Genomic DNA, 24701 nt, shown 5'->3' with positions numbered 1-24701 from the left:
CTGTATTATGTATAGAGGATCATGAAAATACTAGTAACGGGTGGAGCGGGATTTATTGGCAGTAATCTTGTCGACCATTTCTTAGGGCTTGGGCATGAGGTACTTTGTCTTGATAATCTTAGTACTGGGTATAAAAGAAATATTGAGCATAATTTTGATAACCCCAATTTCACATTTATTGAAGGGGATATTAGGGATATGGAAACCTGTGTTAAAGCCGTTACAGGATGTGATTATGTTTCTCATCAAGCTGCTCTAGGATCAGTCCCGCGCTCAATTGAAGATCCCATAAATACAAACAGCGTAAATATTGATGGGTTCCTTAATGTATTAATTGTTGCTCGTGACGCTATGGTGAAACGATTTGTTTACGCTGCCAGCTCGAGCGCCTATGGAGATAGCAAAAAATTACCAAAAGTTGAAGAGGAAATTGGCAAGCCCCTTTCACCATATGCTATAACAAAATATGTAAATGAACTTTACGCCGATGTGTTTGCAAAAACTTACGGCATGCAATGTATTGGTCTGCGTTATTTTAATGTGTTTGGCAAACGTCAGGACCCGAATGGCGCTTACGCTGCTGTAATTCCTTTATGGGTAAAACAATTAATAAACCATGAGCGCCCGGTTATAAATGGTGATGGAAGTTACAGCCGGGATTTTACATATGTTGAAAATGTTGTTCAAGCAAATGAAAAAGCACTATTCACTCCTAATGAGCAGATAATTAAAGGTCAAAGAGAATATTATAATTTAGAGCTTGACGAGCATAAATACTTACTGAAAGGAGAGAAGTTAGAAGTAAGAAGTGAGAAGTTAGAAAAAGAATCATCCCAAGACCCTAGCCCACTTAACTATGAAAACTACTTTTTCTCAGAAGTGTTCAACATTGCTTATGGAAGTAACACTAATTTATTGGACCTATTTTACAATTTACATCAAAGTTTGGGAAAGTTTGATTGTGAAATAAAAAGTATTGAACCAATATTTGGTAAATATAGAATTGGTGATATTCCTCACTCTCAAGCTAGTATTCTTAAAGCAAAAACCATTTTGGAATATGAACCTAAATTTGATGCTATAAAAGGTTTTGAGCTAGCTTCGGAATGGTATTATAATATTTTAGGAACAACCGGTTCTATTAAATAGTACTTTTCAAAATCTATCTTCCCTCGCCCACTTTAATTGAAAAAAAAAATATTAAGTATAATTAAAAATGAAACAAAATCGGAGTTTGGAAGGAACATCCTCACTGTGTTTACTGGGCTTTCATTTTCTCAAATTATTCCTATTCTTGTTTCACCAATCCTTACAAGGCTATATACGCCAGAAGAGTTTGGAATCCTTGCGCTTTTTATGTCAACAGGGATGATTTTTGGTAACATCGCAACTTTCCAGTATGATGCTGCTATTATGCTACCAAAGGAGGAAAGTGATGCAATCAATTTACTCGCTTTATCTCTCATACTTACAGTGCTAATAAGCCTGTTATCTTTGGTCGTAGTGGTTCTCTTTAATAATCAATTAACTTTGCTTATGGCCAATGAAAAGGTTTCTAATTGGCTTTATTTTGTGCCGATCTCAGTTATTCTGACAGGTTTCTTTAGAAGTTTTTCAGTATGGTCTAGTAGAAATAAATTATTTAGACTTATTGCTGCAAGGAATATTACACAAACAGCTGCAACAGCAGGAAGCAAATTAGGATTTGGTTATGGAGGTTACACAAGTGGTGGATTGATAATTGGTAGTTTAACTGGTCAACTCATTGCAACTTTTTATTTGGTTTTACAATCAATGAAAATTACTATAATAAATTTTAAAAGTGTTTCTCTTCACAGAATGAAAATAAATGCAAGCAAATATAGAGATTTCCCATTATTCACAAATTGGCAAGGATTTATTGATATATTCAATGACACAGGTTCACAATACATTATTTCTAATTTTTATGGACCTACAGTTCTTGGTTGGTATTCTTTTACTTTTGGAATTCTACAAAGACCCCTGCAGTTAATAGGTGCTTCTGTTTCGCAAGTTTTTTATCAAAAGGGGGCGGAGATTTATAATGATAAAAAAGATCTCTGGGGCCTTACAAAAAAAATTATCATAAGATTATCTTTTATAGGTTTAGTTATTTTTACACCTTTATTAATATTCGGTGAGCAAATATTTGCAATTGTGTTTGGTAATCAGTGGGCTCCAGCAGGTTCATTTGCACAAATTTTAGTACCTTGGTTATTAGCTAAGTTTATTATAAGTCCAATAAGCACAATTCCAATAATTTTGAATAAGCAAAAAATTAATTTTTTAATATCAACAATAATTAATATCTCAATACCGTTAAATTTTTATTTATTGAGTCATTTTGTTAATAGTTTTAAAGAAATTTTACTCTTCAATTCCATTCTATATTTTATGTCAGTAATATTGATTTTGAATTGGTATAGACAAATAATATTTAAAGGAAAATTATGAAAGCAGTTATACTCGCTGGTGGTCTCGGCACAAGACTACGACCATTTACAGAAATAATTCCTAAACCTCTTTTACCAATCGGAGAAAAATCTGTTCTTGAAATACAAATAGAACACCTTAAACAAAGCGGGTTCGATGAAATATTTTTAGCTACTAATTATAAATCTGAGTATATCGAAAACTTTTTCGGAGACGGTTCTCGTTACGGAGTTAAGCTAAAAATAAGTAAAGAGGAAAAACCCCTTGGTACGGTTGGTCCATTAACACTATTAAAAAAAGAGTTGAATGAACCATTCTTAATGATGAACGGTGATATTTTGACTTTACTCAATTTTAAGCATATGTACGATTTTGCAAATGAGAACGAATCCTTACTAACCATCGGTATTAAAAAATATATCATGCCATTTGCTTTTGGTAATGTTTTTTTTGAGGGAGATTTTGTTACAGATATTGAAGAAAAACCGGACATTATACATAATATTCTTGCAGGTATTTATATTCTAAAACCGGGTATCTTTGAATCAATTCCAGATGACATTTATTTCGGTATGGATAGTTTAATCCATCAAATGCTTGACGATAAAATGCCGATAGCAAAATTTGAAATAAAAGATTATTGGCTTGATATTGGGCAAGTTGGCGATTATGAAAAGGCACAAGAAATTTATAAAGAACACTTTGAGAACAGTAAATGAAAAAAGTTTTAGTAACTGGTGCAGACGGATTTATCGGTAGTCACCTTGTTGAACGATTATTTGAATTAGAGTATGATGTAAAAGCGTTTGTTTACTATAATTCTTTTAATACGTGGGGTTGGATTGATACATTTGATAAACGCATTAAAGATAATATAGAAATTTTTTCGGGTGATATTCGTGATTCCAATGGTGTGTATGAAGCTATGAAAGATGTTGAGGTAGTCTTTCATCTTGCTGCATTGATAGGAATACCATTCAGTTATCATTCACCCGAGAGTTATGTAGATACAAATATTAAAGGTACGTTGAATGTATTACAGGCTGCAAAAAAGTTAAAAACAGAAAGAATTTTAATTACTTCAACTTCTGAAGTTTACGGAACTGCGAAATTTGTACCAATTACTGAGGAGCATCCATTTCAAGGGCAGTCACCTTACAGCGCCACGAAAATTGGGTCAGATAGAATAGCGGAATCTTTCTATCGCTCTTTTAATTTGCCTGTAACAATTGTGAGACCTTTTAATACATTTGGGCCGCGTCAATCTGCCAGAGCTGTAATTCCAACGATTATTACTCAAGTTCTTAATGGAAATGAAGAAATTAAACTTGGTGATTTAAATCCGACAAGAGACCTTCTTTTCGTAAAAGATACTGTCGCCGGATTTATTGAGATTTACAAAAGCGATAAAACCATTGGTGAAGAAATTAATATTGCAACTCAATCTGAAATTTCAATCGGAGAACTTTCTAAGTTAATTTTGAAATTGATGAATAAAAATTGTGAAATAAAAATAGATGAAGATAGAGTTCGACCAAAAAATAGTGAAGTTGAAAGACTTTTAGGTTCTAATGAAAAATTAATGAAATTAACAAATTGGAAGCAGCAGTATTCTTTAGAATCCGGATTGCAAAATACCATTGATTGGTTCGATAAAATAACTAATTTACTAAAATACAAATCTGATATCTATAATATGTAGGTCTTTATGGAATTTAAAATTCCGCTTTTTGATTTGAATTTTGACGAGGCAGAAGAAAAATCTGTTATTGCAGTCCTTAAAAGTAAATGGATATCAACCGGACCGAAAACAACGGATTTTGAGAATAAATTTGCTTCAATGCTTAAGGTGAAAAACGCAGTCGCTTTATCAAATTGCACCGTTTCACTTCATCTTGCAATGCAATTAGCTGGTATTGATGCAGGTGATGAAGTAATTTGTCCGTCTTTAACTTTTGTGGCTACTGTGAATGCTATCAGGTATGTAAATGCAATCCCGATTTTTGCAGATATAAAAAGTTATGATGACTTAACCATTGACCCCTTTGATATTAAAAAGAAATTAACACCAAAAACTAAAGCGATTATTGTGATGCACTATGGCGGTTTTGCTTGTGATATGGATTCAATACAAGACATTGCAAGAAAAAATAATCTTAAAATCATTGAGGATGCTTGCCACGGACCCTTAGCGGAATATAAAGGAAACAAACTAGGTACTATTGGTGACATCGGCTGCTTCAGTTTTTTCTCTAATAAAAATATAAGTACCGGTGAAGGGGGTATGCTTGTTACAAATAATGATGATTTATGTGAGAGAGCAAAACTGCTCCGCTCTCACGGAATGACTTCTTTATCGTATGAACGAGCTAAAGGTCATTCTACAAGTTATGATGTTGTTGAACTTGGTTATAATTATCGGATGGATGATATAAGAGCTTCAATTGGTATTGTGCAGCTTGATAAACTTGAGGATGACCTAAAAAAAAGAGCCCAAGTTAGAAAATGGTATATAGAAAAATTATCTGATTTTGAAGATGTAATTATTCCATTTAAGGATTATTTTGATTTTTCTTCAAATTATATTTTCCCGGTCGTATTAAAAAATTCCACTTCTGAAAAACGGAACTTTGTTCGTAATAAGTTGGCAGAAGCGGGAATTCAAACTAGTATTCATTATCCTGCTGTTCATAAGTTTTCAATCTATAAAGCATTTTCATCTGTCTTACCACATTCTGAATATGTTTCAAATAACTTGATTACCTTACCAATGTATTCATGTCTAACTCAAAATAAAGTAAATTACATAAATAATATTCTAATAAAAGTTATTAAAGGATTATGATTAGAAAAATTATTCAATCAAAAAATCATATTGAATGGGATGGGTACTTAAGAAGAGCTCTAGATAGAAAAATCGATCTACATTTTACTAATAGATATCATCAACTCTTTTCTAATAAGGAAACAAATGATTATGAAGCATTCATAGTCGAGGAAGATGATAGACTCTTTTTTTATCCTTACTTTAAGAAGGTGATCCCCGAAAAATATTATGGTAGAATTATTAAGAGCCGAGTTTATGACATCAGTTCTGTTTTTGGATATACTGGCCCAGTTACAAATACAAATAATGAAAATTTCTTTAAAATGGCCTACGAGGAATTCAAATTATATTGTTTGGAATCAAATATAATAGCGGAATTGATTAGATTTAACCCTCATTTAAAAAATCACAGATTTTTTATTGGGTATGAAAAAGTGGGACCTATTCCACTTAAGGATTATATATATATTGACCTCAATCGATCAAAAAATGATATTCTGAATGGATATAAAAAGAGAATGCAAGAATATATTAAGTCTGCAAGTGTTTTTTCTAGTGTGGTTGAAATTACATCCTGTAATTTAGATATTTTTATAAAATTTTGTGATTTGTATAAAAAACACATGAGCGTTATTGGAGCATCAGACTATTATAAATTCAATGATGAATATTTTAGAAAACTACATAAATTAATAGAAAATGACGGGTTTTTAATCTATATCATGGAAGGTTCAAAAATGATTGCAGGTTTAATTTTTTTACATGATGAAAAAATGGGTTTTTATCATCACGGAGCAAGAGACATTAATGTATCTGAATCAAGCTTAATCAATAAATATCTTTTCCATCGAGCTTTTATTAAGCTTAAGGAGATAGGAGTAAATAGATGTTTATTGGGTGGAGGAATATCAGAATCTAGTACAGATCGTTTATTACAATTTAAAAACAATTACTCTAATATTACAGAAAAATTCTTTTTAGGCAAAAGAGTATTTGATCAATCAAAGTACGAAGAAATTTGTAACAACTGGCGTAAACTATATCCTGATTTAGTGCATAAATATGATAGTTTTATTGATAAATATAGGTTTGAGACATGAAATCAATTGATTTGATTCTAAAAAAGGTTGATATTTATTACACTTCCTATATTGAAGAATTTGGAGCAGTCCCCGAAGGTGTAAATTGGAATGGTAAAGAGTCACAGGATCTTCGGATAAACCAATTATTAAAAGTTATAAAGAATCATAAATTTTCTATAAACGATTATGGTTGTGGTTATGGAGCTTTGATTTCATACTTGAATAAGCGTAAATATGATTATTATTATTCAGGCTTTGATATAAGCAAAAAAATGATAATAGCTGCTAGAAAAAAGTGGAAGCACAAAACTAATGTTATTTTTCATAACTCCAATAAAATTCTACCTGCTGATTACTCAATTGTCAATGGTGTTTTTAATGTTAAGATGGATTTAAATGAAGCATTATGGCTTAATTACACTATTAATGAATTAAAGAAAATTAATGAAAATAGCATAAAAGGATTCGCTTTCAATATGAAAACAAAATATTCAGATATGGAATTTCTTCAAGATCATTTATTTTATGGTGACCCTTTGTTTTTTTTCGATTATTGTAAAACAAAATTTTCCAGATTTGTAACATTAGTCCATGATTATGATTTATATGAATTCACAATCTTGGTTAGGAAATAAGTGAAAAAAATTGCGTTTTTATTAAGCGGAAATGGTGGTTTTGTTAAATTCGTTTATAAAAGAAAAAATATACTAAAGAATTTTGACTTAGCATTAGTATTAACTGATCGAGAATGTGAGGCCTTTTCTTTTTTTTCAAAACAACAGGATGTAAATACTAGATTGATAAATTTTAAAACGTTTAATACTAAAACAGAATTTGAGCAAAAAATAATATCTGAATTGAAAAATAATAAAGTTGATTATTTAGTTCTCAATTATAATAGACTTGTGGGGCCAACATTGCTCTCTTTTATGCCCAATAAAGTATTCAATATGCACCTCTCTTTGCTACCCCTATTTAAAGGCTTTGGTGCAATCGAAGCGAGTTTTAATAGTGATATACTTTTTACTGGAGCTACTTTTCATATGGTAGATGATCAGGTCGACGGTGGGCCAATTCTTGGTCAATTTGTATTGTCAAAAATGATTGATGAATCCATTGAGTCGTTTAAGGATCGATTTTATCATTGTTCAAGATTATTTTTCTTGGATATGATTCAAAAGCTATGCAATTATGAAATTCAAAACAATGGTAATCGCTATTTTTTCAAGGGTGCAGATTACGGAAGTTTACCATACAATCCAAAATTATTACTCGAGGATTAAAAAACTATTCAATGCAAATTTTATTAGTTGCTGGAGTAAAAAATGGTTGGCCTTTCTTAGAAGAATTCATTAGTAATGTTCCGAGCAATGATCTTAAATTTGACGTTCTTGATGTGGATGAGTTTATATTCTACTCTTTACATTCGAACAAAAAATTGTCAATAACCCCTAAAATTGTTAAAATATTATTAAAGATACCTCGTATTAAATTGTACATTAAAATAATATTCATAAAAATTATATTATATAAAATAAAAGATAATTATTATGATTATATAAATATTCATAATATAACTAATATGTATCGATACTTATTCACAAGTATAAAAAAGAAAGGTAAATATTTAGTACTAAGTCCATGGGGGAGTGATTTTTATAGAGCTAATTTAAAAGAAAAGTTGGCACTGGAGAGAGTTTATAAATCAGCCGACTTTGTTGTTGGAAATCCAGATTTTATTAAAGATATATTGGAGTATTATAATATTGAGAAAATGGAAACGTATGATTTAAGATTTGGAATTGAAAAATTAGATTTGATGAGAAAGATTGTAGCTAACACAAAACTAGAAAATATTAGAAAAAAACATGCGATCCCTCAACAAAAGATATCTGTTATGATTGGTAGTAACGCTTCAAGCAAGCAAAACCATGTTAAAATTATTGATGAACTGAAGAGTCTTGAAAAAAATATAATCGAAAATTGTTTTTTCATTATTCCAATGACCTATAGGAAAGAATGTAAGGCTTATAATGAAAAGATTCGTAAACTAATTAGTACAGTTACAAATGATTATATTATAATTGACCATTTTCTAGATGTAGAAGATTTATGCGAAATTAAATTAATTACAGATGTAGCAATCTTTATGCAAGATACAGATGCTTTTTCTTCTACGGTACAGGAACAACTTTTCGCAAATTCATTAGTAATTCTTGGTGATTGGTTACCTTATCAAGTATATAAGAAACTAAATATAAAATTTTGGAGTTCAGAATTATCTAATTTAAATTTAACTCTAATTTCCATTCTAAAGAATTTTAAGGATCTTAAAATAGTCGTGAATAATAGGGAGAAAATCTATAGATTCAGTTCATGGGAGACAGTGAGTAAAAATTGGATGGATTTTTTCATGAAAGAATATGAGTAAAACTATAATTGTCAATTTTGGTATGGGAAATATTGGCTCAATTGCCAATATGATTAAAAAAATTGGTTATAAAGTTGAAATTACCGATGCTATTGAAAAAATAAAGGATGCTGAAAAAATAATTTTGCCAGGAGTTGGATCATTTGATCATGCGATGCAAAATTTAGAGAAACTTAATTTTATTGATGTAATAAATAAAAAAGTTATGGAAGAGAAAACTCCATTATTAGGTATATGTTTGGGCATGCAATTAATGGCAGATAAGAGTGAAGAGGGTAATAAGTCAGGTCTTGGTTTTATAGATGGTGAAGTGAAGAGATTTTCGTTTGGGGAATATAATAAGTTTAAAATACCACATATGGGGTGGAACTTAATTCAACCCAAAAAAGAAAGCACGTTGTTAAAGAACTTAGATGAAGAATCACGCTTCTATTTTGTGCATTCTTATCATTTCGTTTGTAAAAATGAGGCGGATATACTGACCAAGACATTTTATGGATACGATTTTGTATCCTCGTTTGCTAAGGAAAATATTTTCGGGGTACAATTTCACCCCGAAAAAAGTCACAAATTTGGGATGAAATTACTTCAGAATTTTATTGAGAATTTATAGTGCTAAGGCATCGTGTTATTCCTACCTTATTATTAAAAAATAACGGACTTGTAAAAACCACAAAATTTAAAAATCCGGTTTATATTGGTGACCCTATAAACGCAGTAAAAATATTTAATGACAAAGAGGTTGATGAATTAATCCTGCTTGATATTACAGCGACTAATGACAAGAGAGAGCCAAATTATAAGAAAATTGAAGAAATAGTTTCTGAAGCATTTATGCCCATTGGATATGGTGGAGGGATTAATAATTTATCACAAATAGAAAGATTGTTTAAGCTTGGTATTGAAAAAGTAATAATAAATTCTGCCGCATTTTATAATTATAATTTAATTTCAAAGTCTGCTGAGATTTATGGAAATCAAAGCATTGTTTTAGCAGTTGATATTAAAAAAGATTTCTTTGGTAAATACCGTCTATATTCAAATTCTGGAAAAGAGAAGAAGAAAATATTGATTAAAGACCATATCATTAAATGCGTTAATAATGGTTGTGGTGAAGTTTACTTAAATAATATTGATAGAGATGGAACAATGTTAGGCTATGATTTAGAGTTAATAGATTATTACTCGAGAATAACAGATGTCCCAATTATTGTAAGCGGAGGTGCAGGAAAAGTAGTGCACTTTGCAGAAGCAATAAAAGCCGGGGCTGATTCGGTTTCTGCAGGCGCAATGTTTGTATTCCAAGGAATATATAGAGCTGTATTAATTAGTTATCCAAAATACAAAGAATTAGAACATTTATTGAATTGAGGAGCAATGCAGAGAGAATACCAAATATGCAAAAGATGCGTTATGGATACCACAGATCCGGATATTGTTTTTGATGAAAATGGATTTTGTAATCATTGTACTAATACTATTAAAAGATTAAATGAAATTTATTTTATTGATCCGGAAATTAAGGAAAGAAAACTTGATGAAATAATAAACAAAATAAAATTGGATGGGAAAAATAAAGACTACGACTGTATAATTGGATTAAGCGGTGGTGTGGATAGTAGTTATTTATCGTACCTAGTTGTAAAAAAAATTGGTTTAAGACCCTTGGCTGTTCATTTAGATAACGGTTGGAACTCTGAGTTAGCTATTATGAATATTGACAATATAGTTAATAAACTTGGTATCGATTTAATAACTGTTGTTTTGGACTGGGAGGAGTTTAGAGAAATCCAATTAGCTTTTTTCAAGTCTTCTGTAGTGGATCTTGAATTGACCTCAGATTTCGCAATATTTGCGTCAGTTAATCAGGTGGCTCGAGATAAAGGTATTAAATATTTTTTGATTGGCTCAAATTATTCTAGTGAATCAATAATGCCTCAAAGTTGGTATTATGGGTCAAAATTGGATTATCTCAATATTAAAGATATTGTGAAAAATAACAGTATGGTAAAATTGAAATCTTTTCCAAAACTAAGCTTTTTACAATATTTGTTTTTTTCAAAAAAAGGGCCTAAAAATATTTCTATATTAGATCTAATTGATTATAATAAAGAAAATGCAAAAAAAATAATTATTGACGAGCTAAATTGGAGAGATTATGGTGGTAAACACTGTGAATCCAAAATAACAGAATTTTATCAAAAATATATTTTACCAAACAAATTCAATATAGACAAACGCAAAGCGCATTTGTCCAGTCTAATTTGCTCAGGTCAAATACAACGAGAAAAAGCTTTATTGGAATTGAAAAAAACAACTTATGATAAAGATAATATTAATGAGGATATAATTTACTTTTGCAAAAAAATTGGAATCAATGAAAAAAAATTTCATGAAATAATGAAGCAACCCATCCAATCTCATTACTATTTCAAATCATATCAAAAGATGAAAAAACAATTAATCACTTTATTTGGTAAATAATAATATGAATTCAAAAAAAATTAATTTTGCAATAATTGGCTATGGGCGAATTGGCGAAAGACATGCGGAACATATTACAAAGATGGGCAATTTGGTTGCTGCCTGTGATATCAAAGAAGAAAGAAGAAACATATTTAATAATAGTTTTAAAGCTAATTTTTATTCGAATATTGATGATTTATTGAAATTTGAAAATAATATTGATGTTGTTTCAATTTGTACACCAAATGGTTTACATTCAGAGCATACGATAAAGTCATTAAAAGCGGGGCATCATGTATTAGTAGAAAAACCAATGGCTTTAAGTGTCCTTGATTGTGAAGCAATGATCAAAGCTTCAGAAGATGCAAACAAACGTTTATTTGTTGTAAAGCAAAATCGTTTTAATCCCCCTATACAAACTCTTAAGAAGGTGATGGAGGAAAATAGATTAGGCAGGGTATTAAGCGTACAGCTAAATTGTTTTTGGAATAGAAATGAAGATTATTATAAGTCTTCTGATTGGAAAGGTACTAAAAAGCTGGACGGTGGAACTCTTTTCACTCAGTTTAGTCATTTCATAGACCTTTTATACTGGCTGTTTGGTAATATAAAAGATGTATCCGCTTTTCTTCAAAATATCAACCATAAAGATATTATTGAATTCGAAGATACCGGTGTGGTAATCGTAAGATTTGAAAATGATATCATTGGAACTATTAATTATACGGTAAACTGTTACAAAAAAAACATGGAAGGATCACTAACAGTTTTTGGCGAGAAGGGGACTATCAAGATTGGTGGTCAATACCTCAATGTATTAGAATATCAAGAAATTCAAGACTATATCATTATGAATCTTCCGGACTCAGGAAAGGCAAACGATTATGGTGGTTATCAAGGTTCAATGTCAAACCATGATAAAGTTTACGAAAATGTCATTGATGTATTAACTAACAATGGAAAAATAACAACTAATTTTCTTGACGGTATGAAGACGGTTCAGATTATCGAAAAAATTTATGTGGAAGCGCACAATGTTTGAGCCAATTAAAAAATCAGTTGCAGTGAGGGCTGTTAAATGTGGGAAAAATGTAATTGTGATAGAACCCTCTAATATTTACGAATGTGAAATTGGAGAAAATACATTTATTGGCCCTTTTGTTGAAGTTCAAAAAAATGTCAAGATTGGCAATAACTGTAAAGTACAATCGCATGCCTTCATCTGTGAACTTGTTGAAATTGGTAATAATTGTTTTATTTCTCATGGTGCTATGTTTATTAACGATGTTTTTTCAGATGGTGGCCCTGCGATGGGGGATAAATCAAAATGGAAATCTACAAAGATAGGGAATAATGTAGCGATAGGGACAAATAGTACAATTTTACCAGTCAATATTTGTGACAATGTTGTTATAGGTGCTGGTTCGGTAGTTACTAAAGATATTTCCGAAGCGGGGGTGTATGCAGGAAATCCTGCAAAAAAAATTAAACAGGTTAAAAAATGAAAATTCCTTTTGTAGATTTAAAAGCACAGTATATTTCAATAAAAGAAGAAATTAATGAAGCTATTTCAAGTGTTCTTAGCGAGTCAGCATTTATTAAAGGAAGATATGTTCATGAATTTGAAAAAGAATTCGCAGAAAAAAATAATGTAAATTATTGCATAGGTGTTGCAAATGGAACTGATGCTATTTTCATTGTTTTGAAGATGTTGGATATAGGTCCGGGTGATGAAGTAATTACTACTGCACACAGCTGGATATCGACATCGGAAACAATTACTCAAACTGGTGCAAAACCGGTATTTATTGATATAGATAAATTCTATACTATTGATGTAACTAAAATAGAAAAAAAAATAACATCTAGAACCAAAGCCATTATCCCGGTGCATCTTTATGGTCAACCTGCTGAAATTGATAGCATAATGGAACTTGCAAATAAATACAATTTATATGTGATTGAAGATTGTGCTCAAGCCCATTTCGCAGAATACAAAGGGCAAAAGGTAGGTACTTTTGGAATTGCAGCAACGTTTAGTTTCTATCCGGGCAAGAATTTAGGAGCTTATGGCGATGCCGGCGCAATCATCTCTAATGATGCTAATTTTGCTGATAAATGCAGAATGTATGCAAATCATGGTGCATTGAAGAAACATTTTCATGTAATGGAGGGTATTAATAGTCGCTTAGATGGACTACAAGCGGCAATTCTATCAGTAAAACTGAAATATATTGATGAATGGAATCAAAAGAGATTTGAGATTGCTCTTAAATATAACGAATTATTGGAAGGGATTTCAAATATTATTACGCCAAAAATAAAAAATAATGTAAAACATATATTTCACGTTTATTGTATTCAAGTTAAAGAAGGAGAAAAATTAAAAGAATATTTATTGAATAAAGGTATTGAAACTCAAATTCATTATCCTGTAATACTGCCATTTATGCAGGCATATAGTTATTTAAATCATAATATTGATGATTTCCCACATGCTTTTTATTTGCAAGGAAGGTTGTTAAGTTTACCGATATACCCGGAATTAAGTATAGCGGAACAACGGTTTGTAGTTGAGATGATTAAAAATTATTTTAAGGGGGGAATAGCGTAGTTTGAAATATAAAATCGCGTATCTTGGAAATCAAATTGCATATGCAGGTGGTGCGATGAGTTTATATTTAATGGTAATGTCATTAGATGGAAAATTGTTTGATAGATATTTATATTCAAGCAACTGTGATTCTGTTGTAATGAAAGACGAATTAGAAAAAGAACTTAAAGAAGTAAAACTATTAAATATAAAACAGATTGTTAGCGTTCCAGGCCATAAAACATCGTTACTTAGGTTCTTTTTATATCGTATCACTGCTAAGAAACAGGCCTATAAAATAATAAACATTCTTATCAAAAATAAAATAGACATTTTACATATTAATAATTCAGTTTTCTCTCATCTTTATCCTTATCTTAAAACTTATAAAAATCTTAAAATTGTTACCCACTTACGAGAAGAAATTCATTATAATGGAATTGGTCTCATTCAAAAATATATTATAAATAATATATTCAAATATTCCGATGCTTTAATCTCAATTAACCAAAAAGAAGCTGAACCTTTTATACATCACCACAACTTACATGTTGTACCTAATCCCTTTGATTTTAGTAGTCTAAAAGCTAAATTAGATCTAAATGAGACTCGAAGGAAATTAAATATTAATGAAAATACGATTGTTGTTGGAATGTTAGGCAGATTTACCCGCAATAAAGGACAATTACTATTTATTGAGGTTATTAAAGAAATAATAAAGATGAAAGAATACAAAAATGTTGTGTTTTTAATTATTGGATCACAACCACCTAAACCATTTTGGAAAAGAATGGCAAAAAAAGTATTATTTAAAGAAGATTATGCATATAAAGTGATGAAAGCAATGAATGAAAATAATATAAAAAGCAAAATAAAATTAATACAATATTCATATGGCAATAGAGAATATCATCAAATATTAGATATTGTTGTGCGCCCTTCACTATATTCTGATCCCTGGGGGAGAGATATAATTGAATCAATGGCTTTAAGAAAACCAATAATTGCTACTGGAAAATCTGAAATGTTTGTGAAAAATGGAGAATCAGGTTATTTAGTTTACCCAATAAATAAGACAAAAATTGCTGAAAAAATTATAGAACTGATTGATAATCCTCTACAAAGGGAAAAATTTGGTGAGAATGGTTACAATATAGTTTACAAACAATGCAACACTGTAACCTACTCTGAAAAAATTGAAAATATTTATAAGAAATTACTAAGTATATAAATGTCAATAAGTAATAGAATTGGGTTACCCTTTAAATACTTTATTTTATTTTTGTTAGTAGCTCAGGCAGGTTTCCCATTTTTTGTTGGAAATCTAGTTTTAGGCTTGATAGCTGGGTTCACTTTAATTGTTTTTTTTCTAGATGGCCATAAATTCAACAAATTTTCCTACATGACAATCATTTCTTTAATTGTTTTGATGTTAGCACAAATAATTACTACAAATTATTTTATTTTAGGACCTTTCTTTGGTATAATATTTAGAATAATTTATGCTATTGCTGCGATAAAAATAATAGGTCTTGAGTTTAATAAGTATTATATTAAATTTATGTACTTTTTTGCTATCTTAAGTTTGTTTTTATGGGCAATATTATCATCTAGTTCAGAAATTTATAATACTTTTAATGAATTTGCGCATAATGTAATCCAACCTTTGGCTCTTTTTCCTGAGTTTGTTAGAACAAATATAATAATTTATACAAATGATTATTGGCTTCTTAACAACTTTCCTAGAAATGCGGGTCCGTTTTGGGAGCCAGGTGCATTTGGTGTCTTTTTGAACTTAGCGATAATGTTTAATACTTTAGAAACTGGTAAAATATTAAATAAAAAGAATATAGTTTTCATTATAGCTTTAATTTCTACATTTTCTTTAGGGGCCTATATAGCTTTTTTTATCTTCCTATATTCTTTAATATTTTTTGTAAGAAAAATATTTACATTTAGTTCGATTGTTTCATTTGCCTTAATTTCTTTAATAGGGATTTATAGTTATAATACTTTTGAATTTCTTGGAGATAAGGTAGAAAGTAGTTTGGTAAAAGTTTCAACTTTTAATTCTGACTTAACTTATAACGACATTTATTATCAAGTTGGAAGAAATGAACAAGCAATTCTTGATTTAAACAGTTTTTATAAATTTCCATTGTTTGGGGAAGGTCAATTTATTGAATATGCTTATGCAGCTTCTGCGTCCGGTTTAACTTCTATTTTAAGGAAATGGGGTATAATTGGTTTTTTAATGATATTTGTTACTATGTATTTTTCCTTCATGAAATACATAAAAATTAAAATGCTTGATAAAAATTATATTAAAGTCATTCTGTTTACTTTCATGTCAGTTTCAATTTCGCAAAGTCTATTTGGGTTGCCATTTTTTTTAGGTTTTATTTTTATGTACTTTATATTCGATAGTAATGAGAATACTCACTATGTTATTAATAAAAATTTATAGATTATTAATAAGTAATATAAGCATTAAATTCTCTTCCTTAATAACTGAATTAATCTTATTCATAAATGGGTGCCCATTACCTTCAAAAATTACCGTTGATGGCATAGTATTTATTAAAATTGCTAATAAGGGTTCAATTAAAATTGGTAATGGTTTTATTCTTAATTCTCGAAAATCATCAAATCTTGTTGGAATTAATAATAGGGCTAGTTTCCAAACAATTGATAAGGGTAGAATAGAAATCGGTGATAATTGTGGGTTTACATCAACTGTATTATCTTCTCGATCTTTAATAAGAATTGGAAGCAATGTTAAGATTGGTGGAAATGTTAGGATATTTGATCATGATTATCATTCATTGAATCATCTAAACCGACGCGATACTTTTCTTGATCGAAGGGATGTTAAAACATCACCAGTAATAATCGAAGATGATGTTTTCATTGGAACAAATTCGATAATTCTTAAAGGCGTTTCTATTGGAGCACGTTCTATAATAGGCGCAGGATCAGTTGTTTCTTTAAAAAATATACCTCCTGATTCTACTGTTGTAGGTAACCCGGCAAAAATTGTTAAAACTGCAAATCTTAAATGAATATTCTTTTTATCTCATCTCAACCATACCCCTATGGTATGGCAGCTTCCAAGCGTATTAGATTATTTGCCGAGTATTTGGCAGTAAATAATAATGTTAATGTAATTATTGCCGGTAAAAACAATGATCGAAATAAAGAGAATGGTATTAAAAATAGAGTAAAATGGGAATTTATTAAATTTAATCGCCTCCAAATAATATTTGGTTGGCTAAAAAAAAAAAAGATACTTAAGGGAAATTTTAATAGAAATTCTCAAAATATTCTTATTCTTTATGATGGTATCGGATTAACTAATGTACTATTCGCAATTATTGGTAGAAATTTAGGTTATTCAATTTTTGTAGACATTGTAGAAAACTATTTGGTCCATGAGGAAAATACAAGTATTCGATTATCTTTTTTGCATAAAATTAATGTAATTTTTGATAAGAACATAAAATATTTTGTGACTGGTTTAATAGTTATTTCAAAAAGAATTTATGAAAAATATACAAATTTAGGTTTAAAGGAAAGTCAGCTTGAATTAATTCCGATTAGTGCGGAAAATCTTTTGTTTGAATTTAATAAAAATAATAATTCAGAGAAGATAAAATTTGTTTATAGTGGCACTTATGGCATTAAAGATGGTGTTAATATTTTGGTAGAAGCATTTAATAAAGTTTCAAAAATTTATTTTAATACTGAGCTAATTCTTGCAGGACAAATTAATTTTTCTACAAAAAATATTATTCAAGGAAATCCTAAAATTAAATATATAGGTATGGTTCCTGATGAACATTATTACCAATTCTTAAAGAATGCTGATGTTTTATTGATGACAAGAATTAATTCTACCTATGCTAATGCAGGATTTCCATTTAAACTTGGGGAATATTTAGGAACTGGAAATCCAGTTATTGCAACAGATGTTAGTGATGTTAAATTTTATCTCGAAAATTTACGAGATGTTATTTTGGCAAATCCTTCAGATGAATTGTCATTAATAAATTCAATGAGATTTGTAATCGAAAATAAAGAAGAGGCTGCACGAATTGGTGAAAACGGATATAAAAAATGTATGACTTATTTCCATCCTGCAACTAACGGCGAAAAAATAGAATTATTCTTAAAAAGTTTTTAAAATGTTAAATATTCAACCAACTTATCTTAGTTATTTCGTAAGAACTTTGCCAAATTTTCTGTGGCCATTAAAATGGTATATTATTAAAAAATCATTATGCAAAGTAGGTAGTAATTTTAAGTTTGGATACAATTCTGAATTTTTTGATCATAGATTGATTGAAATAGGTGATAATGTGTTCATGGGGTTAAATACTGTGATTAATACAAACGTTAAAGTAAATATTGGTAATAATGTTATGTTTGGCCGGTCAGTTACCATAATGGGAGGGGATCATAATATATCAGAAGTAGGTATCCAAATGCGTTTCGTTAAAAGTGGCGGTAAAAATATTCCTATAACCATTGAAGACGACGTTTGGATTGGATCCAACGTTACTATTTTAAAAGGTGTTAAACTAGGAGAGGGTTGCGTTGTTGGTGCAGGTTCTGTTATTGCAAAATCTTTACCTCCTTATTCAATTTGTGTTGGCAACCCTTGCAAACCTATAAAACTTAGATTTAATCACGAAAGTCTTAAATTACATATCAATGCGGTTAAATCGAAATATACTTTTGAAGAAATAATTTCGATACAGAATAAATGGGCAAGATAAATTATGTGCGGTATAACAGGAATTTTCCATTTTGACAATTCTCGACATGTTAATAAATCTCTTTTAAAAAGAATGACCAATATTGTCCATCACCGCGGACCTGATGGAGAAGGCTTTTATATCAACGGTAATATTGGGTTTGGACATAGAAGGCTTTCAATTATTGATTTATCAACAGGCGATCAACCAATGTTTAATGTTGATAAGACAATTTCGTTAGTGTTAAATGGTGAAATATATAATTATGTTGAACTAAAGGAAGAGCTAAAATCATTAGGTCATAGTTTTAGAACTTTATCTGATACTGAAGTAATTATTAAAGCCTATGAGCAATGGGGAACCGATTGTCAAAATAAATTTAATGGAATGTGGGCTTTTGCATTATGGGACGAATGTAAACAGCAATTATTCATTTCTCGTGATCGCATTGGAGAAAAGCCTTTACATTACGCTTTATGGGATAACACAGTTTTGTTTGCCTCTGAAATGAAATCCATTTTTGAGTATGGATTGCCAAAAGAACCTTTATTTGAGTTTCTGGAAATATATTCCGTATTAAAAAATATTCCAGCTCCCTATACTTTTTTTAAGAATATTAAGAAGTTATTGCCCGGGCATTATTTAGTGGTAAATAATTCCGGTATAAATGAATATAAATACTGGGATTTACCTGAAATTGATGAAAATAATATGTACTGTAATAAAAAGAGAATTTATAGTGAGTTTTCATCCCTTTTTCATGACGCTGTAAAAATCAGGATGCGCAGCGATGTACCATTCGGTGCTTTTTTAAGCGGTGGTCTTGATTCTTCCTCGATAGTGGCTTTGATGTCTGAATATTCTAGCTTTCCTGTTAAGACCTTTACAATAGGCTACGAAGAAAATGAATATGATGAAAGTAGATTAGCTAGACTAGTTGCAAATAAATTTAGCACTGATCATTTTGTTGAAAAAATAGACCATACAAGTTTTTACGATTCTTTAAAAAAAGTTGCTTTTCACTATGATGAACCATTTGGTGATTCATCGGCGATACCTACAGGTTGTGTATCCAAATTTGCTGCTGAACATGTTAAAATGGTATTAACTGGTGATGGCGGCGATGAAGTACTTTCAGGTTATTCATCATATCAAGGGATCAAATTTGCACAAATTTATAAGGCACTGCCAAATATTTTTCAAGAATTAATTCCATTTAACATAAGTATTATTAAAAGAATAACCAGTGGAAGTATAAGATATAAACTAAATAGATATCAGCATTTATTAAAAACCAGCTCACAAAAATTTAATACTAGAGTGCTCGACAAGCGTGCTAAACCTGATTTAGATTCGGTAAGACTTCTAATGAATAATGAAATTAAGACATGGTCAGTAATCGAATATTTAAATGAATTTATGAAGAAATGTAAGTACAAAGATGATTTTTATAAACTAATGTATTTAAATTTTAAACACGATCTCCCGAATGATTATCTTGTTAAAGTTGACCGTATGAGCATGGCATATTCTTTAGAAACAAGACTTCCTTTTTTAGATTATAAGCTGATTGAATTTATGGTTAAAGTAGATAAATCTATTAAAATGCAAGGCTGGGAAAGAAAAAGTATTTTGAAAAATACTATTGCTAAAAAATTGCCAAGGGAATTATTTAATGCACCCAAAAAAGGGTTTAGGGTTCCTGTCAGAGAATGGTTCAAAACCGATGAATTAAAAGATCACTTAAATCAGATGGGTTGTATTAATTATCTATTTAATAAAGTTGAATTTGATAAAATAGTGAATGATAATAGAAATGGCTTACATGATCATGGCAATTTATTATGGAGTTTAATAGTTCTCAATGAATTAATATCATGTTGATAAAATATTTTATTAAAACTTACTAGTGCAGTTTCAATTAGAAATTACTTTTTGAAAATAGAAGAATGAATGAGGTTAACAATAATATGAAATTCAATTACACATTTGGTAAATATTTAAATAAAAGAATTATGCATGATATCAACTTAGCTTCTGAAATATTATATAACAAATTAAGATTATTTGACTTAGACACAATTGACATTGGGAGCGATATTAGAAAATATTTTAGTAATAAAAAAGAACATTTACGAACTAACCTTGTAAAATATTCCTATCAATTATCATATGTGCTTTCAAATTTAAATTACACTAAAGAAGATATCACCATAATAGACCATGGAGGTGGAACTGGAATGTTTGGTCTTTTATGCAAACAATATGGTATTGGTACTGTAATTTATAATGACATTAATGAAAAATGGACATTAGATGCAAAAGCAATTGGATTAAAATTAGGATTGCAATCTGAACATTATATTGCTGGCGATATTGATGCACTTACTGTTTACCTTAATGATAATTTAATTCATTGTCATGCTTTAGTTTCTTACAACACTATTGAGCATGTATATGATATGAAAAAATTAATATTTCGGTTATCAGAATTCTCAGATAGAGGTTTCTTAATATTGATGTCTACCGGAGCAAATCAGTACAATCCTTTTACTAGAAGAACTATTATACCTCTTCAAATAATTGCAGAATATGGTGATCCCAATACAAAACTATTTGGTGATGGGAAGCCTTATTTTGAATTAAGAAAAGAAATAATTTCTTCGTATAATAATAATTTGTCAAGCATTGAGATAGAACAATTATCTAAAGTTACTAGGGGGCTAATTGATATTGAAATTAAGAAAACAGTTGATCTTTATCTTAAACAAAAAATATTACCACCAGTTATAAAACATAAAACAAATACATGTGATCCATATAGTGGATATTGGGTTGAAAACTTTATGAACCCATTTGAAATAAAAGATTTGATGATGAAATTAAATTTCCAAGTAGAAGTATTGCCCGGGTTTTATGGGAAGCCTCAAAATATTATTAAAAATTTTATTTCTTCTATTTTAAACTTGATAATTAGAATATTCAAAACCAAATCTTTGATAATTGCCCCGTATTGGACTCTTTCAGCTAAAAAAATATAATAGAATTTATTTGTTAAAGTAATGCAATTAAAAACACTTTTTATATTAAACAAATTGGAATAGTAATATTAAGGGCGATAAAAATATATTAATTCTTACCCCAGGCCCTGAAGCCAGGGGCGGTATAACAAATTATTATTCCTCCATTAAAAAGCATTTACCAGATAATATTGTATACTTTGCAAGAGGTTCTCGAAATTGGCCAAATAGATCAAATAAGTTGGTTGAATTGAAAAGAATTGTATTGGATTATTTCAAGTTCATAAAAATAATTCTTGTTAACGATATATCATTAGTCCAAACTACCACTGCCTTTTATCCTTATTCAGTAGTTAGAGATGGTTTATTTATAATAATAGCAAAATTATGGCGTAGAAAAGTTATAGTATTTTTTCGAGGGTGGGATGATAATTTTGTAAATAATCTATCCGGTCTATATTTGAAAATGTTTCAAACTATCTTCTTTAGGGCGGATGCTATAATAGATCTTGTTGAAAGAAATATTAGCTATTTTAAAAAAAATGGATATAATAATAAATTGTTTTTAGAGACTACCTTGGTGGATTTTGAACTGGTTAGCAATTTTGATATAGTTAAACAAATTAACTCTAGAATTATTAATAAATATAAAACTATTCTATTTGTTTCAAGAATTGAAAAAACTAAAGGAGTATTTAAAATTTTAGAAATATATACTTTATTAAAAAAAGAAAATCCAGAATTCAAACTTATTTTTGCTGGTGATGGTGCAGAATTAGACAATTTGAAAAATCTTGTGCGGGAGCAAAAAATTAAAGATGTAGAAATAAAAGGATTTGTTGAAAGGGATGAAAAAAAACAGCTTTTCGAAGAGGCTTCCATATTTTTGTTTTTGTCCGATTTTGAAGGTATGCCAAATGCGGTTCTTGAAGCAATGGCATTTGGCCTTCCGGTTATAACAACTAATGTTGGTGGTATAGCCTCTGTGTTTAAAGATAAATTAAACGGTGTCTTAATAGAAAATTATAACCCAATTTATATTAGTAGCGAAATAAAAAGAATAATAAGTGATGTAGATTTGTATAATTCAATAAGTCAAAATAATTATTTGTACGCAAAGAATAAATTTTGGTCAAATATAGTTGCTCAAAGAGTGCAACATATCTTCAATCAAGTTATTAAAGAATATTAATATGTGTGGAATAATAGGTTATGTATCTAATACTAAATATAATGATGTAAAGTTATTATCCACATTATCCCACCGTGGTCCGGATGATGAAGGTAAGTACAATTATTTTGAGAATAATAAAAATGTTTTTCTTGGTCATAAACGCTTAAGCATTCTCGACCTTTCAGCTTCAGGTCATCAACCAATGCTTTCAGATGATAAAAATGTTATAATTGTATATAATGGAGAAATATATAATTTTTTGGATCTTAGGACTAAATATCTTCAAGAATTTAAATTTAATTCAAATAGTGACACCGAAGTAATAATAAAATTATATATAAAATATGGAGAAACCTTTGTCCACAAATTAAATGGAGATTTTGCAATTGCAATTTATGACAAGCGTGACAATAAACTTCTTCTTTATAGAGATAGATTTGGAGTAAAACCTCTTTATTTTTTTAAGGACACAAACACTTTCTTTTTTGCTTCAGAGCTTAAATCATTTTTAGCAGCAGAGCTAAATAAAGGGATAACAGAAGAACAATTAATGAATTACTTTGTTTTTAAGTATGTTCCGCAAAATAAAACATTATTTGAAGATATTTATAGAATAACTCCCGGACATTATATTAGATATAATATTTATGATGATAAAGCTGAACATATGTGTTACTGGAACCCATCTTTTAACACCAATAAAAGAATTAATTTTAACGATGCTAAAAACGAAGTATATAGTCTATTAAAAGACTCAGTAGAAAAAAGGTTAATTTCGGATGTCCCTGTTGGTACTTTTTTTTCAGGTGGTGTTGATTCATCTGCAATTGTATATTATATGAAAGATCATGAGAAAATTATTCATTATTCTGCAAAAAAAAATAAAAACGATCTCATAGAAGAGGGAACAAGCTCGGATTATTTTTACGCTTCAAAATTGGCAAAAGCTTGGAATCTCAACCTTCAACAAATAGATATAAGTACCGATGAAGCAAACATAGATTTGATTAACCTTACAAATTACTATTCTGATGATCTTATTGCAGATGGCTCACAAATTCCATCTTATCTGATTACCAAAGAGGCAGCCAAAACTTCAACAGTATTATTATCAGGAATGGGAGCTGATGAGTTTTTTCTTGGATATGGGAACCACCTACTTACTTTGATATCAAATTATTTTGATAAGTCGCCACAATTCATAAATGATATTATCCTAAGTACTCTAAAAAATGTAAAACAAGGTCGAGGATATTTTAAGGGCTATAAAAGATTTTTAAAGAAAATAGGAAAGTATTATAGCTTCCCAAATTATAAATATGGGTTATATTCAATAGTGGGTGATTTTGAAAATTCATATAATGTAATGAATACCCCAAATCAAAATGCTATAAAAGTTTTTGAAGAATATTTTGATAACGATAATGATCCCTTTACAAATATGCAAAAATTCGAGCTCGAGAATTTTCTTGTAAAAAATTTACATTACCTAGATCGAATGTGTATGGCAAATAGTGTTGAGGGTAGAGTTCCATTTATGGATCATAGATTAGTAGAGTTTGTAATAAGCTTACCGCGTAATTATAAATTAAGTGCTATGGGTAAGCAGAAAGTAGTATTAAAATCGGCATTTGAAGGAAAAATACCAAATGATATTCTATATAGACGGAAGGCCGGTTTTGGTATGCCTTTAAGGAGTATATTTAAGAAGAGAGAGAAAATTGCTGGGTTGATTGATTTTGATTTCCTCTCATCATTTCATTTCTTTAACACAGCACATATTAAAAAGCTTATTGATAATCACATATTAGGCTTAGAAGATAACTCGGCAATACTTTATGCAATAATTTCATTCCAATCCTGGTATAAAACTCACCTCTTATGATACAAACTGAGT

At 29.6% G+C, this 24701-nt stretch carries 24 protein-coding genes; all 24 read left to right on the top strand.

What is annotated here, in order from left to right; genetic code table 11:
• The first annotated feature begins 21 nt into the window (after positions 1 to 21).
• The 24 genes from KF816_10095 (at position 22) to asnB (KF816_09980) (ending at position 24689) form a co-directional block, all read left to right on the top strand.
• Positions 22 to 1149: an SDR family oxidoreductase gene (locus KF816_10095; GenBank protein MBX3008365.1), complete on the top strand. Its 1128-nt coding sequence runs from the start codon at positions 22 to 24 to the stop codon at positions 1147 to 1149.
• 36 nt (positions 1150 to 1185) lie between these two features.
• Positions 1186 to 2475 (top strand): oligosaccharide flippase family protein, encoded by a 1290-nt coding sequence (locus tag KF816_10090; protein ID MBX3008364.1) that lies wholly within the window; start codon positions 1186 to 1188, stop codon positions 2473 to 2475.
• Positions 2472 to 3173, top strand: a complete 702-nt coding sequence (locus KF816_10085) for an NTP transferase domain-containing protein (protein MBX3008363.1) — start codon at positions 2472 to 2474, stop codon at positions 3171 to 3173. Before KF816_10090 ends, KF816_10085 begins: the two co-directional genes overlap by 4 nt.
• Positions 3170 to 4156 carry an NAD-dependent 4,6-dehydratase LegB gene (locus KF816_10080; GenBank protein ID MBX3008362.1) on the top strand — a complete coding sequence of 329 codons (987 nt, stop codon included), beginning with the start codon at positions 3170 to 3172 and terminating at the stop codon, positions 4154 to 4156. The genes KF816_10085 and KF816_10080 overlap by 4 nt, the downstream gene beginning before the upstream one ends.
• A 6-nt stretch (positions 4157 to 4162) precedes the next feature.
• A complete protein-coding gene (locus KF816_10075) occupies positions 4163 to 5299 on the top strand; it encodes a DegT/DnrJ/EryC1/StrS family aminotransferase (protein ID MBX3008361.1) in 1137 nt (378 codons plus the stop codon).
• Positions 5296 to 6381 carry a hypothetical protein gene (locus KF816_10070; GenBank protein MBX3008360.1) on the top strand — a complete coding sequence of 362 codons (1086 nt, stop codon included), beginning with the start codon at positions 5296 to 5298 and terminating at the stop codon, positions 6379 to 6381. The genes KF816_10075 and KF816_10070 overlap by 4 nt, the downstream gene beginning before the upstream one ends.
• The gene (locus KF816_10065; protein MBX3008359.1) at positions 6378 to 6998 is read left to right on the top strand and encodes a class I SAM-dependent methyltransferase; all 621 of its coding nucleotides are present in this window, start codon (positions 6378 to 6380) and stop codon (positions 6996 to 6998) included. Before KF816_10070 ends, KF816_10065 begins: the two co-directional genes overlap by 4 nt.
• Positions 6999 to 7646 (top strand): hypothetical protein, encoded by a 648-nt coding sequence (locus KF816_10060; protein MBX3008358.1) that lies wholly within the window; start codon positions 6999 to 7001, stop codon positions 7644 to 7646.
• Between the two features lie 11 nt (positions 7647 to 7657).
• Positions 7658 to 8794, top strand: coding sequence for a hypothetical protein (locus KF816_10055; protein MBX3008357.1), 1137 nt, complete (start codon positions 7658 to 7660; stop codon positions 8792 to 8794).
• Entirely contained in the window at positions 8787 to 9407 is a 621-nt protein-coding gene (gene hisH / locus KF816_10050; protein MBX3008356.1) for an imidazole glycerol phosphate synthase subunit HisH, read from the top strand. Before KF816_10055 ends, hisH begins: the two co-directional genes overlap by 8 nt.
• A complete protein-coding gene (locus tag KF816_10045) occupies positions 9407 to 10165 on the top strand; it encodes an AglZ/HisF2 family acetamidino modification protein (GenBank protein MBX3008355.1) in 759 nt (252 codons plus the stop codon). Before hisH ends, KF816_10045 begins: the two co-directional genes overlap by 1 nt.
• Positions 10166 to 10171: 6 nt before the next feature.
• Positions 10172 to 11278, top strand: coding sequence for an N-acetyl sugar amidotransferase (locus KF816_10040; protein MBX3008354.1), 1107 nt, complete (start codon positions 10172 to 10174; stop codon positions 11276 to 11278).
• A gap of 4 nt (positions 11279 to 11282) precedes the next feature.
• Positions 11283 to 12302, top strand: a complete 1020-nt coding sequence (locus KF816_10035; GenBank protein MBX3008353.1) for a Gfo/Idh/MocA family oxidoreductase — start codon at positions 11283 to 11285, stop codon at positions 12300 to 12302.
• A complete protein-coding gene (locus KF816_10030; GenBank protein MBX3008352.1) occupies positions 12295 to 12765 on the top strand; it encodes an N-acetyltransferase in 471 nt (156 codons plus the stop codon). The genes KF816_10035 and KF816_10030 overlap by 8 nt, the downstream gene beginning before the upstream one ends.
• Positions 12762 to 13874 (top strand): DegT/DnrJ/EryC1/StrS family aminotransferase, encoded by a 1113-nt coding sequence (locus tag KF816_10025; GenBank protein MBX3008351.1) that lies wholly within the window; start codon positions 12762 to 12764, stop codon positions 13872 to 13874. The genes KF816_10030 and KF816_10025 overlap by 4 nt, the downstream gene beginning before the upstream one ends.
• 1 nt (position 13875) lies before the next feature.
• Positions 13876 to 15084 carry a glycosyltransferase family 4 protein gene (locus tag KF816_10020; protein MBX3008350.1) on the top strand — a complete coding sequence of 403 codons (1209 nt, stop codon included), beginning with the start codon at positions 13876 to 13878 and terminating at the stop codon, positions 15082 to 15084.
• The gene (locus KF816_10015; GenBank protein MBX3008349.1) at positions 15085 to 16320 is read left to right on the top strand and encodes a hypothetical protein; all 1236 of its coding nucleotides are present in this window, start codon (positions 15085 to 15087) and stop codon (positions 16318 to 16320) included.
• Positions 16298 to 16915 carry an acyltransferase gene (locus KF816_10010; GenBank protein MBX3008348.1) on the top strand — a complete coding sequence of 206 codons (618 nt, stop codon included), beginning with the start codon at positions 16298 to 16300 and terminating at the stop codon, positions 16913 to 16915. The genes KF816_10015 and KF816_10010 overlap by 23 nt, the downstream gene beginning before the upstream one ends.
• Positions 16912 to 18036, top strand: a complete 1125-nt coding sequence (locus KF816_10005) for a glycosyltransferase (GenBank protein ID MBX3008347.1) — start codon at positions 16912 to 16914, stop codon at positions 18034 to 18036. The genes KF816_10010 and KF816_10005 overlap by 4 nt, the downstream gene beginning before the upstream one ends.
• A 1-nt stretch (position 18037) precedes the next feature.
• Entirely contained in the window at positions 18038 to 18631 is a 594-nt protein-coding gene (locus tag KF816_10000) for an acyltransferase (GenBank protein MBX3008346.1), read from the top strand.
• Between the two features lie 3 nt (positions 18632 to 18634).
• On the top strand, positions 18635 to 20494 hold the full coding sequence (gene asnB, locus KF816_09995) for an asparagine synthase (glutamine-hydrolyzing) (protein ID MBX3008345.1): 1860 nt from the start codon (positions 18635 to 18637) through the stop codon (positions 20492 to 20494).
• An 86-nt stretch (positions 20495 to 20580) separates the two neighbouring features.
• Positions 20581 to 21651: a hypothetical protein gene (locus KF816_09990; GenBank protein ID MBX3008344.1), complete on the top strand. Its 1071-nt coding sequence runs from the start codon at positions 20581 to 20583 to the stop codon at positions 21649 to 21651.
• A gap of 220 nt (positions 21652 to 21871) precedes the next feature.
• The gene (locus tag KF816_09985) at positions 21872 to 22822 is read left to right on the top strand and encodes a glycosyltransferase family 4 protein (GenBank protein MBX3008343.1); all 951 of its coding nucleotides are present in this window, start codon (positions 21872 to 21874) and stop codon (positions 22820 to 22822) included.
• Position 22823: 1 nt separating this feature from the next.
• Positions 22824 to 24689, top strand: a complete 1866-nt coding sequence (gene asnB, locus KF816_09980) for an asparagine synthase (glutamine-hydrolyzing) (protein MBX3008342.1) — start codon at positions 22824 to 22826, stop codon at positions 24687 to 24689.
• Positions 24690 to 24701 lie beyond the last annotated feature (12 nt).

The sequence above is a fragment of the Melioribacteraceae bacterium genome, from assembly GCA_019638015.1.
Classification (GTDB): Bacteria; Bacteroidota; Ignavibacteria; order Ignavibacteriales; family Melioribacteraceae; genus JAHBUP01.
The sequence above is the reverse complement of the archived record's forward strand: the minus strand, read 5'-3'. Positions and strand labels throughout refer to the sequence as shown.

Excerpts from the sequence above, each read along its gene's own strand:
- KF816_10040 (MBX3008354.1), top strand. The coding sequence starts at position 10,172 with ATGCAGAGAGAATACCAAATATGCAAAAGATGCGTTATGGATACCACA.
- KF816_10075 (MBX3008361.1), top strand. The coding sequence starts at position 4,163 with ATGGAATTTAAAATTCCGCTTTTTGATTTGAATTTTGACGAGGCAGAA.
- KF816_10095 (MBX3008365.1), top strand. The coding sequence starts at position 22 with ATGAAAATACTAGTAACGGGTGGAGCGGGATTTATTGGCAGTAATCTT.
- KF816_10085 (MBX3008363.1), top strand. The coding sequence starts at position 2,472 with ATGAAAGCAGTTATACTCGCTGGTGGTCTCGGCACAAGACTACGACCA.
- KF816_09990 (MBX3008344.1), top strand. The coding sequence starts at position 20,581 with ATGAAATTCAATTACACATTTGGTAAATATTTAAATAAAAGAATTATG.
- KF816_10010 (MBX3008348.1), top strand. The coding sequence starts at position 16,298 with ATGTTATTAATAAAAATTTATAGATTATTAATAAGTAATATAAGCATT.
- KF816_10000 (MBX3008346.1), top strand. The coding sequence starts at position 18,038 with ATGTTAAATATTCAACCAACTTATCTTAGTTATTTCGTAAGAACTTTG.
- KF816_10055 (MBX3008357.1), top strand. The coding sequence starts at position 7,658 with ATGCAAATTTTATTAGTTGCTGGAGTAAAAAATGGTTGGCCTTTCTTA.
- KF816_10080 (MBX3008362.1), top strand. The coding sequence starts at position 3,170 with ATGAAAAAAGTTTTAGTAACTGGTGCAGACGGATTTATCGGTAGTCAC.
- asnB (MBX3008345.1), top strand. The coding sequence starts at position 18,635 with ATGTGCGGTATAACAGGAATTTTCCATTTTGACAATTCTCGACATGTT.
- KF816_10005 (MBX3008347.1), top strand. The coding sequence starts at position 16,912 with ATGAATATTCTTTTTATCTCATCTCAACCATACCCCTATGGTATGGCA.
- hisH (MBX3008356.1), top strand. The coding sequence starts at position 8,787 with ATGAGTAAAACTATAATTGTCAATTTTGGTATGGGAAATATTGGCTCA.
- KF816_10030 (MBX3008352.1), top strand. The coding sequence starts at position 12,295 with ATGTTTGAGCCAATTAAAAAATCAGTTGCAGTGAGGGCTGTTAAATGT.
- KF816_10035 (MBX3008353.1), top strand. The coding sequence starts at position 11,283 with ATGAATTCAAAAAAAATTAATTTTGCAATAATTGGCTATGGGCGAATT.
- asnB (MBX3008342.1), top strand. The coding sequence starts at position 22,824 with ATGTGTGGAATAATAGGTTATGTATCTAATACTAAATATAATGATGTA.
- KF816_10015 (MBX3008349.1), top strand. The coding sequence starts at position 15,085 with ATGTCAATAAGTAATAGAATTGGGTTACCCTTTAAATACTTTATTTTA.
- KF816_10025 (MBX3008351.1), top strand. The coding sequence starts at position 12,762 with ATGAAAATTCCTTTTGTAGATTTAAAAGCACAGTATATTTCAATAAAA.
- KF816_10065 (MBX3008359.1), top strand. The coding sequence starts at position 6,378 with ATGAAATCAATTGATTTGATTCTAAAAAAGGTTGATATTTATTACACT.
- KF816_10070 (MBX3008360.1), top strand. The coding sequence starts at position 5,296 with ATGATTAGAAAAATTATTCAATCAAAAAATCATATTGAATGGGATGGG.